Below are 14,046 nucleotides of genomic sequence, written 5' to 3'. Positions count from 1 at the left end.
GGCCGGTCGGGACGTCAGTAGCCGATCCGGTTGACCTTCCAGAAGTCGACGACCTGGAGGAAGGTCGGGTCGGTGACCACCTTGACGAGTTGATCGGGGTTGACCGCGGGCACCGCCTTGGTCTTCGCGTCCGGGAACATCGCGAGCATCACCTGGACACCGTGGTACTCGAACTTGGCCGTCGGGACGGCCATGTCGGCGTTCTCGGGCGTGGGGTCCTTGTCGGCCGGCGAGTACCACTCGGTGCCGACCGAGATCGGACCGCCGTCCGGGAACCGACCGTCGGCGCACCGAAACCCCGTGGTTCGCCCCACGTTCACCTCGACCTCGGCGCACGTCACGTTTCCCGGGACGGGCGGGGTCTTGTCGTTGGCCGGGGCGGACGAGCCCCCCTTCGGGCTCGGCGGGGCACCGATCGGCGGGGCGAAGGGGCCGACGTCGGCGCGGAAGGTGATGGGAAACGTCTTGTCGCCCGACACCAGCAGGTAACTCATCGGGTCGTCGTCGGGAACCTTGATCTCGCCCGCGTCGGCCGGCAGCAGCTTGGCGAGGACGTCGGCGACCTTCTGCTTGAACGCGTACTCGAGTTCGACCTGCGCTTGGGTGGGCTTCGGCTGTCGACTGCCGTCCTTGGCCTTGCCGCTCTCGGTGACGTGCACGGTCGGGTATGCCTTCGTCGGCGCGGCGAGCGGCTGGTTCGTCGGCCAGTTCGCCGGGACGAGCGGCAGCTCGCCCGTCGACGAACTACCCGCCCGGGCCGTGTCGTCGTCACCGGCCCACGGCCCCAGCAGCAGGGTGGGCGCGGCGATCGCGGCGACCGAACCGACCGCCACGGCGCCCATGATCGCGCGCGAGCGGATCCGCCGCCGCCGTCCCTGGCGCACCGCGCCCGGGACCAGGTCCGGCAATGGCGGCAACTCGTCCGTCGCTCGGCCCATGACCATCCTGAAGTCCTGGTCCTGGCTGTCTTCCCGGAGCATGACGATCCCTCAGCTTTCGGTGGCGTACAGGTGGAGGTCTCCGAGTTCGACCCGGAGCTTGGCCATCGAGCGGGCGCACTGGCTCTTGACGTTGCCCGTGCTGCACCGCAGGAGCGCGGCGACGCTCTCCACGCTCAGGTCCTCCCAGTAGCGCAGGATGACCATCACGCGCGGTTTGGGCGGCAGCGTCGCGAGCGCGGCGAGCAGGGTCAGGCGCAGATCGGTTCGGTGAGCGAACGCCGCCGTCCCGTCCGCGAGTTCGTACGCCTGGTGCTGCCGGCGGCGGCTGCGCTGCTCGCTCAGGAACGTGCGGCTGAGCACGGTCTTCGCGTACGCGTCCAGGTTTTCCGCCCGGCTCGCCCGCTTCCAGTGCTGGAACAGCTTGGCGAGCGTGGTCTGGGCGAGATCCTGTGCCCGGTCGGCGTCACCGCAGAGCAGGTACGCGGTCCGATAGAGCTGGTGCTGGCGCGCTCTCGCGTACTCCTCGAAATCCCGTTGTCCGGTTGTCGGCATCCCCGCTCCCTCGTTGTCACCCCACTCAGAGCGGCCGACGGGCGAAAGGGTTGCACGCGGACGCGAACCGTCCCGGACACACCTCGGGCCCGACCGAAGTCGGGCCCGAGGTGTGCTGGACGGCGGCGCCGTGACGGAAGCGTTCGCGGGTCACGGGTGAATACGGCTAGGCGATCCGTGCGTTGTCCGCCCAGTCGTCGGGCAGTTGCGGCAGTGGCCAGGCCGGGTCGGGACGCCAGTGCTCCCAGCCCTGGTCGAAGGGCGCGCCCCACGCCTCGACCGCCTCGACCGCCTGCCGGCCCTCCTCCTCGATCGCCTCGACCTGCTCGTCGGTGAGCCGGTCGGCCTCGCGGGACGCGGCGAGTTCGTCCTCGTCCTTGTACTCCCAGCGGCGGTCCGGGGTGACCCACACGTCCAGGACGTGGTCCTCGGTGTCCACCCCGCCGGACCACCGGGTGCGCGGGCGTTCGAGGTTGACGTACCAGCCGGAGAACCGCCAGTCGAGCTGCCAGAACAGCCAGACCGACCAGGGTTCACCGGGGCGGGCCAGCATCAGTACGCCCGTACCGTGCCACTCGACGACGGAGGGGACGCGGCCGAGCCGGAATCTGCGCTCGATGGGCGCGGTTCGGATATCCGATCCGTCGGGGAGCATCGGCTTGACCCGGGAGGTGCCCCCGGCGAGCCATACCGCGAGCTGGTCGGGGTCGTCGCGCACGACGGTCACCGGACGGCAGTCCAGGACCTGATCGCCGCGCAGATAGCGCCAGAGCACCTGGTCTCCGGGAGACCAGGTGCCGGGCGCGGACCGAGGATCTTCGAAGTGCTCGTGCATACGCAGGATGTTGGACATGAACTTGGTTTACCCATTGCCCGTAACACCTGACCGTGTGTCATGTTACGGGTGGGTCATGACGGGTGGAACATTGCGCGCCGCGCGCTACGGGCGGGTCATCCCGAGTACGTCGAGCGCGGCGTCGAGTTCGGCCTCGGTCAGCCGGCCCGCCTCCACGTGCCCGCGCTCCAGCACGACCTGCCGGATGGTCTTGCGCTCCGCGAGCGACTGCTTGGCGATCTTCGCGGCCTCCTCGTAGCCCAGGAAACGGTTCAGCGGGGTGACCACCGACGGGGAGGACTCGGCGTACTCGCGCATCCGCTCGACGTCGGCCTCGATGCCGGCGATCGTGCGGTCGGCCAGCACGCGCGTCACGTTGGCGAGCAGCCGGATCGATTCGAGCAGGTTGCGGGCGATCACCGGCAGCATCACGTTGAGCTCGAAGTTGCCCGCCGCGCCGCCGAAGGCCACCGCGGCGTCGTTGCCGATGACCTGCGCGACGACCTGGCCGACCGCCTCCGGAACCACCGGATTGACCTTGCCGGGCATGATCGAGCTGCCCGGCTGGAGGTCCGGCAGGCGGATCTCGGCGAGGCCCGTGCGCGGCCCCGAACCCATCCACCGCAGATCGTTGACGATCTTGTTGAGCCCGACCGCGATCGTGCGCAGCTGGCCGGACAGCTCGACCAGGCCGTCCCGCGCGCCCTGCGCCTCGAAGTGGTCGCGCGCCTCGGTGAACGGCAGACCGGTCTCGGCCGCCACCTCCGCGATCACCCGGGCCGAGAAGCCCGGCGGCGTGTTGATGCCGGTGCCCACGGCCGTGCCGCCCAGCGGCAGTTCGACCACGCGCGGCAGGGTCGCCTGCAACCGCTCGACGCCGTAGCGCACTTGCGCCGCGTAGCCGCCGAACTCCTGACCGAGGGTCACCGGCGTCGCGTCCATCAGGTGCGTGCGCCCGGACTTGACTACGTCGGCGAACTCGCCCGCCTTCGACTCCAGGCTCGACGCGAGGTGGTCGAGCGAGGGGATCAGCTGGTGCGTGACGGCGACGGCCGCGGCGATGTGGATCGAGGAGGGAAAGACGTCGTTGGACGACTGGGAGGCGTTGACATGGTCGTTGGGGTGCACGTCCCGGCCGAGCCGCTCGGTGGCGAGCGTGGCCACGACCTCGTTCATGTTCATGTTCGAGGAGGTGCCCGAGCCGGTCTGGAACACGTCCACCGGGAACTGGTCGGCGTACCGGCCGGTCACGATCTCGGCCGCGACCTGCTCGATCGCCTCCGCTATGTCCTTGTCCAGCACGCCCAGTTCGGCGTTGACCCGGGCCGCCGCGCCCTTGATCCGGGCGAGCGCCTCGACGTGCGCCGGTTCGAGCCGCTGTCCCGAGATCGGGAAGTTCTCCACGGCGCGCTGGGTCTGCGCCCGCCACTTCGCGCCGGCGGGCACGCGTACCTCGCCCATGGAGTCGTGCTCGATCCGGAATTCGCCGGTCGCCGGCTCGGACTTCGCTGCCTCGGACATTGCTGTGGCCTCCTAGAAAGCTTTCCCACGCCTCAACGGCCCTCCGGCCCGGCCTGTTCCTGGTGGGCCCCGGACCGGGCCCGGCGGCCACCCGGGTCCTACCCGATGATCAGGACGTGTAGCGTGCGCGGCCCGTGTACGCCCGCCACGCGCTCCGGTTCGATGGCCCGGGTCGCCGACGGACCGGAGATCCAGGTCTGCGGACGGCGGGGGTCCAGGCGGGCGATCGCTTCCGGGACGGAGGCCACGATCCGGTCCGCGCGCACCACGCACAGGTGGTGGTCCGGCAGCAGGGTGAGCACCCGGCGGCCCTGGCCCGGGCCGGTGTCCAGGACGATCGTGCCGGTCTCGGCGATCGCCAGCGCGCATTCGGTGGCCACCGCCCCGATCTCCTCGATCTCGTCGCGGGTCAGCGGGGGCACGTCCACGACCAGTTCGATGCCGAGCCGGGCGAGCCACGCCGGCCGACTCCCGCCGGGCACCGCGAGTCGGCTGACGCCGGCCCCGCGCAGCAGCTCGCTCGCGGCCGGCAGCAGGTCGCGGGGGTCGTTCACGCGCAGCACGGTGGCCCCGTGGTCGGCGACGCGCTCGGCGAACCGCCCGACCACGTCCAGGCCCGTCGGGCGGGTGCGCCGGTAGGACCGCCGGACCGGCGGCGGCTTGGGGCGGTCGTCCAGGGCCGTGCGCAACCGGTCCAGGATCGCCGTGCGGGCCTCTCGGTCGGCCTCGTATCGCAGCGGCTGCTCCACCGTCATTCCTCCAGTCCGCCGTCGGTGCGCTTGAACCAGGTCCGGAAGGACTCCGGTGGCGGCGCGGGCGCGTCCCGGTCGACGAACCACGCGCCGAGCGGACCGGTGAGCCGCCCGGGCAGCGGGATCCGCCCGACCACCCCGTCCTTCGCGAGCCGCGCGCCGAGCCCGGCCACGTGCTGCCCGAGGCCGATCCGCCACGGCTTCTCGAAGGTCCACCGAAGGGCCTTCATGCCGGCCTCCTCGGCCCGGTCGCGCGGTCCGTGCCCGCCGTCCACGGCCTGTGCGCGAAGGTGCACGAGCACCTCGGGGATGTCGATCCGCACCGGACACGCGTCGAAGCACGCGCCGCACAGCGACGACGCGAACGGCAGCGACGCGGTCTGCGCGTCCACCGAATGCCCCGCGATCCCGCGCAGCTGCGGGGTGAGGATCGCGCCGATCGGGCCCGGGTACACCGAGCCGTACGCGTGCCCGCCGGTGCGCTCGTACACCGGGCACACGTTCAGGCAGGCCGAACACCGGATGCAGCGCAGCGCCTGCCGGCCCACCGGGTCGGACAGCACGTCGGAGCGGCCGTTGTCGAGCAGGATCAGGTGGAACTCCCGCGGGCCGTCGCCGGGCGTGACCCCCGTCCACATCGACGTGCACGGGTTCATCCGCTCCCCGATCGAGCTGCGCGGCAACAACTGGAGGAAGACCTCCAGATCGCCCCACGTGGGGAGCAGCTTCTCCACGCCCAGGACGGTGATCAGCGTCTCGGGCAGGGTCAGGCACATCCGCCCGTTGCCCTCGGACTCGACCACGCACACCGTGCCGGTGTCGGCGATCGCGAAGTTGCCGCCGGAGACCGCGACCCGCGCCCGCAGGAACTTCTCCCGCAGGTGCAGGCGCGCTGCGGCGACCAGCGCGGCCGGTTCGTCGCCCAGGTCCCGCGGCGCGGCGCGGCCGACCCGGCCCATCTCGCGGAGGAAGATCTCCCGGATCTCCGCGCGGTCGCGGTGGATCGCGGGGGCCACGAGGTGCGAGGGCAGGTCGTCGCCCAGTTGCACGACGAACTGCGCGAGATCGGTCTCCCAGGCGTGGATGCCCGCGTCCGCGAGCGCGTTGTTCAGCCCGATCTCCTCGGTGGTCGTCGACTTGACCTTGACCACCTCGTCGACACCCTCGGCGCGCGCGATCCCGACCACGATCGCGTTCGCCTCGGCCGCGTCGCGGGCCCAGTGCACGGTGCCGCCGGCGGCCCGCACCGACGCCTCCAGGCGTTCGAGGTGGTCGGGCAGCCGTGCCAGCACGTCGTCCTTGATCGCCTCGCCCGCCCGGCGCAGCGCCTCCCAGTCGGCGAGCTCCTCGACCGCCGCCTCGCGCGCCGCCCGCGCGGTGTGGACGGCCCTGCGCACGGTGGCCCGCCGGGTGCCGTTCGCCAGTTCCTCGTGCGCGGCCTCGGGGAACGGCGGCCACCCGACGAACGTGGGTTCCCTGCGCACGGGCGGGGTCATCGCGTCGCCTCCGGTCCCGGAACCGGCTCGGACGCCGATGCCGGCTCCGCCGCGAGGGCCGGACCGAACGGCGGTACGTCCGGCAGCGCGCCGGTGCTAGCGAGGATGTCCGCCAGGTGCAGGACCCGGATGCCGGCCCGATGACGCGAGATCAGGCCGCCGACGTGGGTCAGGCACGAGTTGTCCACCGCGCACAGCACCTGCGCGCCGGCCTCGAGCGCCGCGGCCACCTTGTCGTCGCCCATCGCCACCGACGTCTCGGCGTTGCCGACCGCGAACGTACCGCCGAACCCGCAGCACTCGTCCGCGTGCGGAAGGTCCATCAGGGCCAGTCCGCGCACGGCCCGCAGCAGTCGGATCGGCCGGTCGCCCACGCGCAGCCGCCGCAGCGAGTGGCACGAGGGGTGGTAGGCGACGCTGTGCGGGAAGGAGGCGCCGACGTCGGTCACCCCGAGCACATCGACCAGGAACTCGCTCAGTTCGTACACCTTCGGGGACGTGCGCGCGACGCCGTCCACGAGCGCGCCGCCCGCCTGGCGGGCCACCGTCGCGTGGTGCTCGCGCACCATCGCGGTGCACGATCCGGACGGGGTGATCACCGCGTCGTACGGCTCGAAGGTCTCCACGAAGGAGCGCACGAGCGGAACCGTGTCGCGCCGGTGGCCCGCGTCGAAGTGCATCTGCCCGCAGCACACCTGGCCGTACGGGAACTCCACCTCGTGCCCGAGGCGCCGCAGCACACGGACCACGGACTTGCCGGTCTCCGGAAAGAGCGTGTCGTTGACGCACGTGACGAACAGGGCAAGGCGCACAATTGACCTCCGCGATCGACTGTACGGAGGTCCTTCGGAGGCCGCCCGGCCAAATGCGTCGGGCGCGTCCGGTCGTGTGACGAGGACCCGCCGGGGCCTGGCGGGGGGAGGCCCGGGTCGCACCACGTAGGGTCGGCGCATGAGCCTCCGGACGGCACTCGGCCGCCCCTTCACCGCTGTGCGTTCGCGGTTGACGACCCGTCGATCCCGCGTGGTGGCCGGCGTCCTCGCCCTCCTGGTGGTGATCGTCGCGGTGCTCGGCGTCGGCGCACTCGCCGGAGACGACGCGCCGTCACCCGTACGCAGCAGCGAACAACGGGTCGAGGTCGCCGCCGGACCGGGCGATCCGGCCCGGATCGGCATCGACACCACGCTGTTCACGCCGCCGGGCGCGCACGAGCGCGCGCCCGCGGTGTTGCTCGCGCACGGGTTCGGGGGCAGCAAGGCCGAGTTGCAGCGGGACGCGGAGGCGTTGGCCCGTTCGGGCTACGTCGTGCTGACCTACTCGGCGCGCGGCTTCGGCGGTTCGCAGGGGCAGATAATGCTGGACCAGCCGGACTACGAGGTCGCCGACGCGCGGGCGCTCATCGACTGGCTCGCGAGCCGACCCGAGGTGCGCCTGGACGGGCCGGGCGACCCGCGCGTGGGGGTCGCGGGCGCGTCGTACGGCGGGGCGCTCTCGCTGCTCGCCGCGGCCTACGATCCGCGCGTGGACGCGATCGCGCCGCAGCTCGCCTGGCACGACCTCGCCGATTCGCTGCTGCCGAACGCTGCGGGCGGCGGACCGGCCGAGGGCGTCTTCAAGAAGACGTGGGCCGGCCTGTTCTTCTCGTCCGGGACGAGTCCGCTGGGCACGCTCACGCCGGTGGACGCGAGCACCGGGTGCGGGCGGTTCGCCGAGCGGGTGTGCGCCGTCTACCGCGAGGTGGCGACGACGGGGCGGTCCACGCCGCAGGCGATCGAGTTGCTCCGGCGGGGAAGCCCGGCGTCGGTGGCCGACCGGATCGCGGTGCCCACCCTGCTCGTCCAGGGCCAGAACGACTCGCTGTTCCCGCTCGACCAGGCCGACCGCAACGCCGCCGCGATCGCCCGCAACGGCGCGCCGGTCGAGGTGCTGTGGACGTCCGGCGGGCACGACGGCGGCAAGCCGCAGACCGCGATGGTGCGCGACCGGGTCACCGCGTGGTTCGACCGCTGGCTCGCGCCGGCCCAGGCCCCGCCGAAGGCCGGTGCCCCCACCGCCGCGGGCCCGTTCCGGGTGACCCGCTCCGGCGGGGTGGACAGCGCGACGCGCGAGCAGGTGCTGCGGGTCGCCGAGGCCCGGTCGTACCCGGGCCTGACCGGCTCACGCCGGCGCGAGGTCCCGCTCACCGGCCCCGAACAGACCGTGGCGAACCCGCCCGGCGGCGCGCCGACGTCGGTGTCCGGGCTGCCAGGCCTGGGTCTGCTGGCCGGTCCCGGGGGCCTGGGCGCGCTCGCGGCGGGCGCGGGCGACCTGGGCGGGATCGCGTTCGACCTGCCCGGCCAGAGCGCGTTCTTCCAGAGCGACAGGTTCGACCGGAGCACCTGGATCACCGGCTCCACGACCGCGCGCGTGCGGGTCTCGGGCGCCGACGACATCGTGTTGTTCGCGAAGCTGTACGACGTCGCGCCGGACGGCGCCACGGTGCTGCCGCACCAGCTCGCGGCCCCGGTACGGGTCAGTGGCGCGGCGGCCGGACGCGACATCGAAATCCACCTGCCCGCGATCGACCACGAGCTGGACGCGGGCCACCGGTTGCGCCTCGTGCTGACCTCGACCGACCTCGGGTTCGCCTCGCCGAACGCGCCGGCCGGCTACCGGGTCGCGCTCGCCGGGCCGCTGACCGTGCCGTCGGTGCCACAGTTGCACGTGGCCGCGTCGAGCTACCCGTGGTGGACGTGGGGGCTGCCCCTGCTGGCGGTGCTGATCGCCGCGGCCCTGCTGCTGACCGGCCGGCGTCGCGCCGCGGCCACCGCACCGGATCCGGCGCTCGCCGAGGTCCCCTTGCAGATCCGCAATCTGACCAAGCGTTACAAGGGCGGCAAGCTCGCCGTCGACGACCTGTCGTTCGAGGTCGAGGCGGGCCAGGTGCTCGGTCTGCTCGGTCCCAACGGCGCGGGCAAGACCACGACGCTGCGGATGCTGATGGGCCTGATCCATCCCGACGAGGGCGGGATCCGGATCTTCGGCCGGACGGTCGGCCCGGGGGCGCCGGTGTTGTCCCGGCTCGGCTCCTTCGTCGAGGGGCCGGGCTTCCTGCCGCACCTGTCGGGGCGCGAGAACCTGTCGCTGTACTGGCGCGCCACCGGCCGCCCGCACGCGGACGCGCACTTCGACGAGGCGCTGGAGATCGCCGGGCTCGGCGAGGCGCTCGACCGCAACGTCCGCACCTATTCACAGGGCATGCGGCAACGGCTCGCGATCGCGCAGGCGATGCTCGGCCTGCCGGATCTGCTCGTGCTCGACGAACCGACCAACGGGCTCGACCCGCCGCAGATCCGGGCGATGCGCGACGTGCTGATCGGCTACGCGGCGACCGGCCGCACCGTCGTGGTCTCCAGCCACCTGCTCGCCGAGGTCGAACAGACCTGTACGCACGTCGTGGTGATGCACCGCGGCCGGCTCATCGCGGCCGGACCGGTCGCGGAGATCGTCGGCAACGGCAACACGCTCGTGATCGGCACCCCGGTGCCCGACCTGGCGATCGCGACCCTGAAGAACCTGGCGGGCGTCGCCTCCGTCGAACCCGAGGAGGGCGGCGTGCTCGTGCACCTCGCCGGCGCGCAGGCGTCCGTCCTGGTGGCCGAACTCGTCGGCGCGGGCGTCGCGGTGGACCGGGTGACCACGCGCCGCCGCCTGGAAGACGCGTTCCTGACGCTCATTGGGGAGTCCTGATGACCCGCACGCTCCCCGACCTGCCGATCGACGAGGGCGCGCACCCGGTCCCGGGGGCGGCGCACGCGCACGGCTACCGACCCCGGCACACGCTGCCCGTCTGGGTCGAGACGGTCCGTCAGTTCCGGCGCCGGCGCACCCTGTTCATGATCGGACTGCTGCTCGCGCTGCCGTGGATCCTGGTCGCCGCGTTCAAGATCGGCGGCGATCCCTCGCCCGACGCGGTGCCCACGCTGGTGGACGTCGCGACCCAGAGCGCGCTCAACTTCACCGCGTTCACCCTGTTCGTCTCGACCGGCTTTTTGCTGGTCGTCGCGGTCGCGCTGTTCTGCGGCGACACCGTTGCCAGCGAGGCGAGTTGGTCCTCGCTGCGGTATCTGCTGGCCGCGCCGGTGCCGCGGGCGCGACTGCTGCGGGTCAAGCTCGTGGTCGCGCTCGGCTACAGCGTGCTGGCGCTCGTGCTGCTGCCTGTGATGGCGCTGATCGCGGGCGTGATCGCGTTCGGGTGGGGGCCGTTGGACCTGCCGGTGGGGGCGTCGCTGCCCACGGGCGAGGCGCTCGCCCGGATGTCGGTCGTGGTGGTGTACGGGGTGGTCGCCCAACTGGTGGTCATGGGCATCGCGTTCTGGCTGTCCACGGTGACCGACGCCCCGTTGGGCGCGGTCGGCGGCGCAGTCGGCCTGGTGGTGGTCTCCAACATCGTGGACGCGGTCACGGCGCTCGGCTCGTGGCGCGACTACCTGCCCACCCACTGGCAGTTCGCGTGGGTGGACGTGCTCCAGCCCGACCCGCAGTGGGACGGCATGATCAAGGGCTCCGCGGTGTCGGTGGCGTACGCGGTGATCTTCCTGGCCTTGGCCTTCCGCCACTTCGGGCGAAAGGACATCGTGTCGTGACGTCGGCCGACGCACCGGTGATCGTGGGCAACGAGCCGGGCTCGTTCGCGCGTTCGGTACTCGCGGAGCGCCATCCGACGTTGATCGAGCGGGTCCGGGGCGCGTTCCCGTGGCCCCTTGACCGACAGCGGGCCCTGGACGCGTTGCTCGGCGAGATCACCGATGGGGTGATCTCGCCGCTCGGGCGGGAGGCGCACGATGGTGCGGAGTGGCGGGCATGGGGCGCCGCCCACTTCGGTCGCTCGTGGTTCGACGTGCCGTTCCTGTGGGCGGAGAGCTACTTCTACCGCCGACTGCTCGCGGCGACGGGCTACTTCGACGCCGGACCGTGGCAGGGGGTCGACCCCTTCGCACCGTTCAAACGGGCCGAGTTGCGGGGTGCGACGGTCGACGAGGAACTGGCCGCGCTCGACGGGCTCGTCGAGCGACCCGCCGACGATGCCCGGGCCGATGCCCTCCTGCAAGCCGCGCTCTGGGGCAACCGCGCCGACCTGGGCTTCCGGATGTCTGCCACGGGCGCCGACAGCGCGGACTCGCACCTGGTCGCGGACGACAGCGCCCGCCTGTGGTCCCTGCTCCCACCCGATGGGGCGGCCGAGGTACACCTGATCGCGGACAACGCCGGGCGCGAACTGATCCCCGACCTGGTCCTCCTGGACCACCTGCTGCACACCCGGCGGGCCGCCAAGGTCGTGCTGCACCTCAAGCCGTACCCATACTTCGTCTCCGACGCCACCATGCAGGACGCCCTCGCCGCCCTGCACCGACTCCGCGACGCACCGGGACACGCGGCCGGCATCGGCACCCGCGTGTGGTCGGCGCTGACCACCGACCGCCTCGCGATCCGCGCCCACGCCTTCCACTGCGCGCCCCTGCCCTACAGCGCGATGCCCGCCGACCTACGCCGGGACCTGTCGAAGGCAACCGTCACCATCTTCAAGGGCGACCTCAACTACCGCCGCCTGGTGGGCGACCAGCTGTGGCCGCCCACAACCCCCTTCGCCACCCGAGTGGCCCACTTCCCCGGCCCGGCCGCCGCCCTCCGCACCCTCAAGTCGGACGTAATCGTCGGCCTCACCGCCCCGACCGTGACAGCCCTGGAAGCCGCCACCAAGCCATGGCGCACCACCGGCACCCACGCCCTGATCCAGGTGAATCCGTAGTGCGCTGCCCGTGAACGTTCACGGGGTGTCGGCGTACGGGTTCCGACGCAGAGCCAGGTACGCCGGATGTACACGGGTCAGGATGCTTGGCGCGCCGACCCGGCAGCACGCTTCCGCTACTCACGCCGAGTTGTCGGTGGAGTCCGGCCGCACTCGGATCGCGGCAGATCCGGATGTCTGATCAAAGGCGCATCGGCTTCCGGCCGGCCGCCGGCCGCAGAGCAGTCGGTCACGTGCGGGGTCGGCTGGTGATGCCGTCCAAGACGGTGGCCAGGTTGTGGTTGAAGGTTTCCTCGGCATTGAGGTGGGCGCCCTCGATGACGAGCCGGGCGACGGTGGGGTACCTGCCGGTGTTCAACATGCGTGTGAGGTAGGGGCCGAGGCCGGCCTGAAAAGCGGCTTCATCGGTGCCGGTGGAACGGGCGGTGCGTCGCTCGGTGACCTCTCTGCGGACCGCTCCGATGATGACGGCGTTGAGGGCGCCCAAAGCCCGCTGGAGATCGTCGATGCCGCGCACGCCGGGGGCCTGGCTCAGCGCCGCCGCGGTCGCTTCGCCCACGGCGAGCGCGTGAGGTCCCAAGTGTGGCCTTCCGCCGAGCAGGTCGGAAAACCACTCGTGATCGAGGGCGGCATCGCGGGTCGCGTGGGCGATGGCCAGTACCGTGGCGCGCCACGCGGAGTGCCGGCCGACCTCGGCGATCCGGGCATAGACGACGTCGACCATCAGATCGAGCAGTTCGGATCTGTTGATCACATAGTCGTAGAGCCGCATCGGACCGACGCCGAGTTCTTTGGCGATCTTGCGAACCGACAGGCCGTCGAGGCCGTGCGCGTCGGCAAGCCGGATCGCCGTGGCGGCGATCTTCTCGCGGCTCAACGGCACCGGCGCCGCCCGCGGCTGAGGTTCGGGCCGTTCCCAAACGGGCAACATTTCGCTACCGTACGGTGTATCCATAGAGACAGTGTACGGTAAGGAATGAGCATGCGAATTGCGATCGCTGGTGGCGGCCTTGGCGGGCTGACGCTGGCCCGGATCCTGCATCGGCACGGCATCGATGCGGTGGTGTACGAGGGCGAGGCAAGCCGATCCGCGCGGCAGCAGGGCGGCGCGCTCGACCTGCACCCGGAGTCCGGGCAACAGGCCCTGGCCGAGGCGGGTCTCGCCGGCCGGTTCCGGTCGGAGGCGCGGCCCGAGGGCGAGGAACATCGCATCCTCGACCCGACCGGACGGACCCTGATACACCATGAGCCGCAACCTGGCTCATTCTCCGGACGTCCCGAGATTGACCGGAGCGCACTGCGTGATCTTCTGCTCGACTCCCTCCCCGGCGACACGGTCGTCTGGCGGCACCGGCTTGTCGCGGCGACCCCGCGACCGGACGGGGGCTGGGAACTGACGTTCCATGGCGGCCACCGAACCGGCTGCGACATCCTCATCGGCGCGGACGGCGCGCGCTCAGTCGTCCGGTCGCTGCTGGCCGACGTCCAACTGTCCTATGTGGCAACTCTCGTAGAGCTGAACATCGAAGACGTCGACCGGCGCCATCCCGATCTCGCCGAGCTGGTCGGTCCCGGGAACCTGTGGTGCGTCGGCGTGAACCAGATCCTGGCGGCGCAACGCCTCGGCGACGGCAGCCTACGTGTCGGGATCTCGCTGCGCGCGGACGATCGCCCCATCGACACATACCGTAGTAAGCGCGCTCTGCTGGACATGTTCGGTGGCTGGGACCCACGCCTCACCGCACTCATCGAGGCCGGCGACAGCGCGCCGGTGCCGCGCCTGATCGAAGCGATGCCCATCGGTACGCGCTGGTCCGGCCGGCCGGGCGTCACCCTCATCGGCGACGCCGCGCACCTCATGCCGCCGGTCGGCGAGGGCGCCAACCAGGCCATGCTCGACGCCGCCGAACTCGCCGGCCGACTCGCCGCCAACCCCGCCGACCCGGACTCGGCGATCCGGACGTACGAGGAGGTGATGTTCGCCAGAATTCACCCGATCGCCGAAATGTCCGCACGAGTCCAGGCGATGATGCTGTCCCCGACCGCGGCGGAAGACATCGTCCGCTTCTTCACGGCCCGGCCCGCCGAACCGGCACCCGCAGACTGAGAGTGATTCCGTGATGTCGGTGTCGGTTGCCCACTCGCCAATGCCTGCTTCTGT

At 71.8% G+C, this 14,046-nt stretch carries 12 protein-coding genes; 4 read left to right on the top strand and 8 right to left on the bottom strand.

Annotation, left to right across the window (positions count from 1 at the left end):
• Positions 1 to 14: 14 nt before the first annotated feature.
• The 7 genes from OG928_RS20560 to OG928_RS20530 all read right to left on the bottom strand — a co-directional run bounded on the left by OG928_RS20560 (position 15) and on the right by OG928_RS20530 (position 6,909).
• Positions 15 to 980 carry a hypothetical protein gene (locus OG928_RS20560; protein ID WP_406285869.1) on the bottom strand — a complete coding sequence of 322 codons (966 nt, stop codon included), beginning with the start codon at positions 978 to 980 and terminating at the stop codon, positions 15 to 17.
• 9 nt (positions 981 to 989) lie between these two features.
• Complete coding sequence (locus tag OG928_RS20555; RefSeq protein ID WP_406285867.1) at positions 990 to 1,493, bottom strand: SigE family RNA polymerase sigma factor; 504 nt, start codon at positions 1,491 to 1,493, stop codon at positions 990 to 992.
• A 166-nt stretch (positions 1,494 to 1,659) separates the two neighbouring features.
• Complete coding sequence (locus OG928_RS20550) at positions 1,660 to 2,346, bottom strand: DUF402 domain-containing protein (RefSeq protein ID WP_406285865.1); 687 nt, start codon at positions 2,344 to 2,346, stop codon at positions 1,660 to 1,662.
• An 87-nt stretch (positions 2,347 to 2,433) separates the two neighbouring features.
• The gene (locus OG928_RS20545) at positions 2,434 to 3,849 is read right to left on the bottom strand and encodes a class II fumarate hydratase (RefSeq protein ID WP_406285863.1); all 1,416 of its coding nucleotides are present in this window, start codon (positions 3,847 to 3,849) and stop codon (positions 2,434 to 2,436) included.
• A 98-nt stretch (positions 3,850 to 3,947) separates the two neighbouring features.
• Positions 3,948 to 4,604: a lactate utilization protein C gene (locus OG928_RS20540; RefSeq protein ID WP_406285861.1), complete on the bottom strand. Its 657-nt coding sequence runs from the start codon at positions 4,602 to 4,604 to the stop codon at positions 3,948 to 3,950.
• A complete protein-coding gene (locus tag OG928_RS20535) occupies positions 4,601 to 6,097 on the bottom strand; it encodes a lactate utilization protein B (RefSeq protein ID WP_406285859.1) in 1,497 nt (498 codons plus the stop codon). The genes OG928_RS20540 and OG928_RS20535 overlap by 4 nt, the downstream gene beginning before the upstream one ends.
• A complete protein-coding gene (locus tag OG928_RS20530; RefSeq protein ID WP_406285856.1) occupies positions 6,094 to 6,909 on the bottom strand; it encodes a (Fe-S)-binding protein in 816 nt (271 codons plus the stop codon). The genes OG928_RS20535 and OG928_RS20530 overlap by 4 nt, the downstream gene beginning before the upstream one ends.
• 139 nt (positions 6,910 to 7,048) lie before the next feature.
• Here OG928_RS20530 and OG928_RS20525 point away from each other — a divergent pair, with 139 nt between their 5' ends.
• From OG928_RS20525 to OG928_RS20515, 3 genes are read left to right on the top strand one after another with little or no spacing between them, the layout of a single operon-like run.
• Positions 7,049 to 9,826, top strand: coding sequence for an alpha/beta fold hydrolase (locus OG928_RS20525; RefSeq protein WP_406285854.1), 2,778 nt, complete (start codon positions 7,049 to 7,051; stop codon positions 9,824 to 9,826).
• Positions 9,826 to 10,722, top strand: coding sequence for an ABC transporter permease (locus OG928_RS20520; RefSeq protein ID WP_406285852.1), 897 nt, complete (start codon positions 9,826 to 9,828; stop codon positions 10,720 to 10,722). Before OG928_RS20525 ends, OG928_RS20520 begins: the two co-directional genes overlap by 1 nt.
• Positions 10,719 to 11,885, top strand: coding sequence for a damage-control phosphatase ARMT1 family protein (locus OG928_RS20515; RefSeq protein WP_406285850.1), 1,167 nt, complete (start codon positions 10,719 to 10,721; stop codon positions 11,883 to 11,885). The genes OG928_RS20520 and OG928_RS20515 overlap by 4 nt, the downstream gene beginning before the upstream one ends.
• Before the next feature lie 229 nt (positions 11,886 to 12,114).
• Here OG928_RS20515 and OG928_RS20510 read toward each other — a convergent pair whose 3' ends face one another.
• On the bottom strand, positions 12,115 to 12,840 hold the full coding sequence (locus tag OG928_RS20510) for a TetR/AcrR family transcriptional regulator (protein ID WP_406285847.1): 726 nt from the start codon (positions 12,838 to 12,840) through the stop codon (positions 12,115 to 12,117).
• Positions 12,841 to 12,867: 27 nt separating this feature from the next.
• Between OG928_RS20510 and OG928_RS20505 the strand changes: the two genes are divergently transcribed.
• On the top strand, positions 12,868 to 13,992 hold the full coding sequence (locus tag OG928_RS20505) for an FAD-dependent oxidoreductase (RefSeq protein ID WP_406285845.1): 1,125 nt from the start codon (positions 12,868 to 12,870) through the stop codon (positions 13,990 to 13,992).
• The last annotated feature ends 54 nt before the right edge of the window (positions 13,993 to 14,046 follow it).

The sequence above is a fragment of the Embleya sp. NBC_00896 genome, from assembly GCF_045207785.1.
GTDB lineage: Bacteria > Actinomycetota > Actinomycetes > Streptomycetales > Streptomycetaceae > Embleya.
Note: the sequence above shows the minus strand (reverse complement) of the source record. Positions and strands in the feature narration are given on the sequence as shown.

Excerpts from the sequence above, each read along its gene's own strand:
- OG928_RS20545 (WP_406285863.1), bottom strand. The coding sequence starts at position 3,849 with ATGTCCGAGGCAGCGAAGTCCGAGCCGGCGACCGGCGAATTCCGGATC.
- OG928_RS20550 (WP_406285865.1), bottom strand. The coding sequence starts at position 2,346 with ATGTCCAACATCCTGCGTATGCACGAGCACTTCGAAGATCCTCGGTCC.
- OG928_RS20535 (WP_406285859.1), bottom strand. The coding sequence starts at position 6,097 with ATGACCCCGCCCGTGCGCAGGGAACCCACGTTCGTCGGGTGGCCGCCG.
- OG928_RS20560 (WP_406285869.1), bottom strand. The coding sequence starts at position 980 with ATGCTCCGGGAAGACAGCCAGGACCAGGACTTCAGGATGGTCATGGGC.
- OG928_RS20555 (WP_406285867.1), bottom strand. The coding sequence starts at position 1,493 with ATGCCGACAACCGGACAACGGGATTTCGAGGAGTACGCGAGAGCGCGC.
- OG928_RS20510 (WP_406285847.1), bottom strand. The coding sequence starts at position 12,840 with ATGGATACACCGTACGGTAGCGAAATGTTGCCCGTTTGGGAACGGCCC.
- OG928_RS20505 (WP_406285845.1), top strand. The coding sequence starts at position 12,868 with ATGCGAATTGCGATCGCTGGTGGCGGCCTTGGCGGGCTGACGCTGGCC.
- OG928_RS20520 (WP_406285852.1), top strand. The coding sequence starts at position 9,826 with ATGACCCGCACGCTCCCCGACCTGCCGATCGACGAGGGCGCGCACCCG.
- OG928_RS20525 (WP_406285854.1), top strand. The coding sequence starts at position 7,049 with ATGAGCCTCCGGACGGCACTCGGCCGCCCCTTCACCGCTGTGCGTTCG.
- OG928_RS20540 (WP_406285861.1), bottom strand. The coding sequence starts at position 4,604 with ATGACGGTGGAGCAGCCGCTGCGATACGAGGCCGACCGAGAGGCCCGC.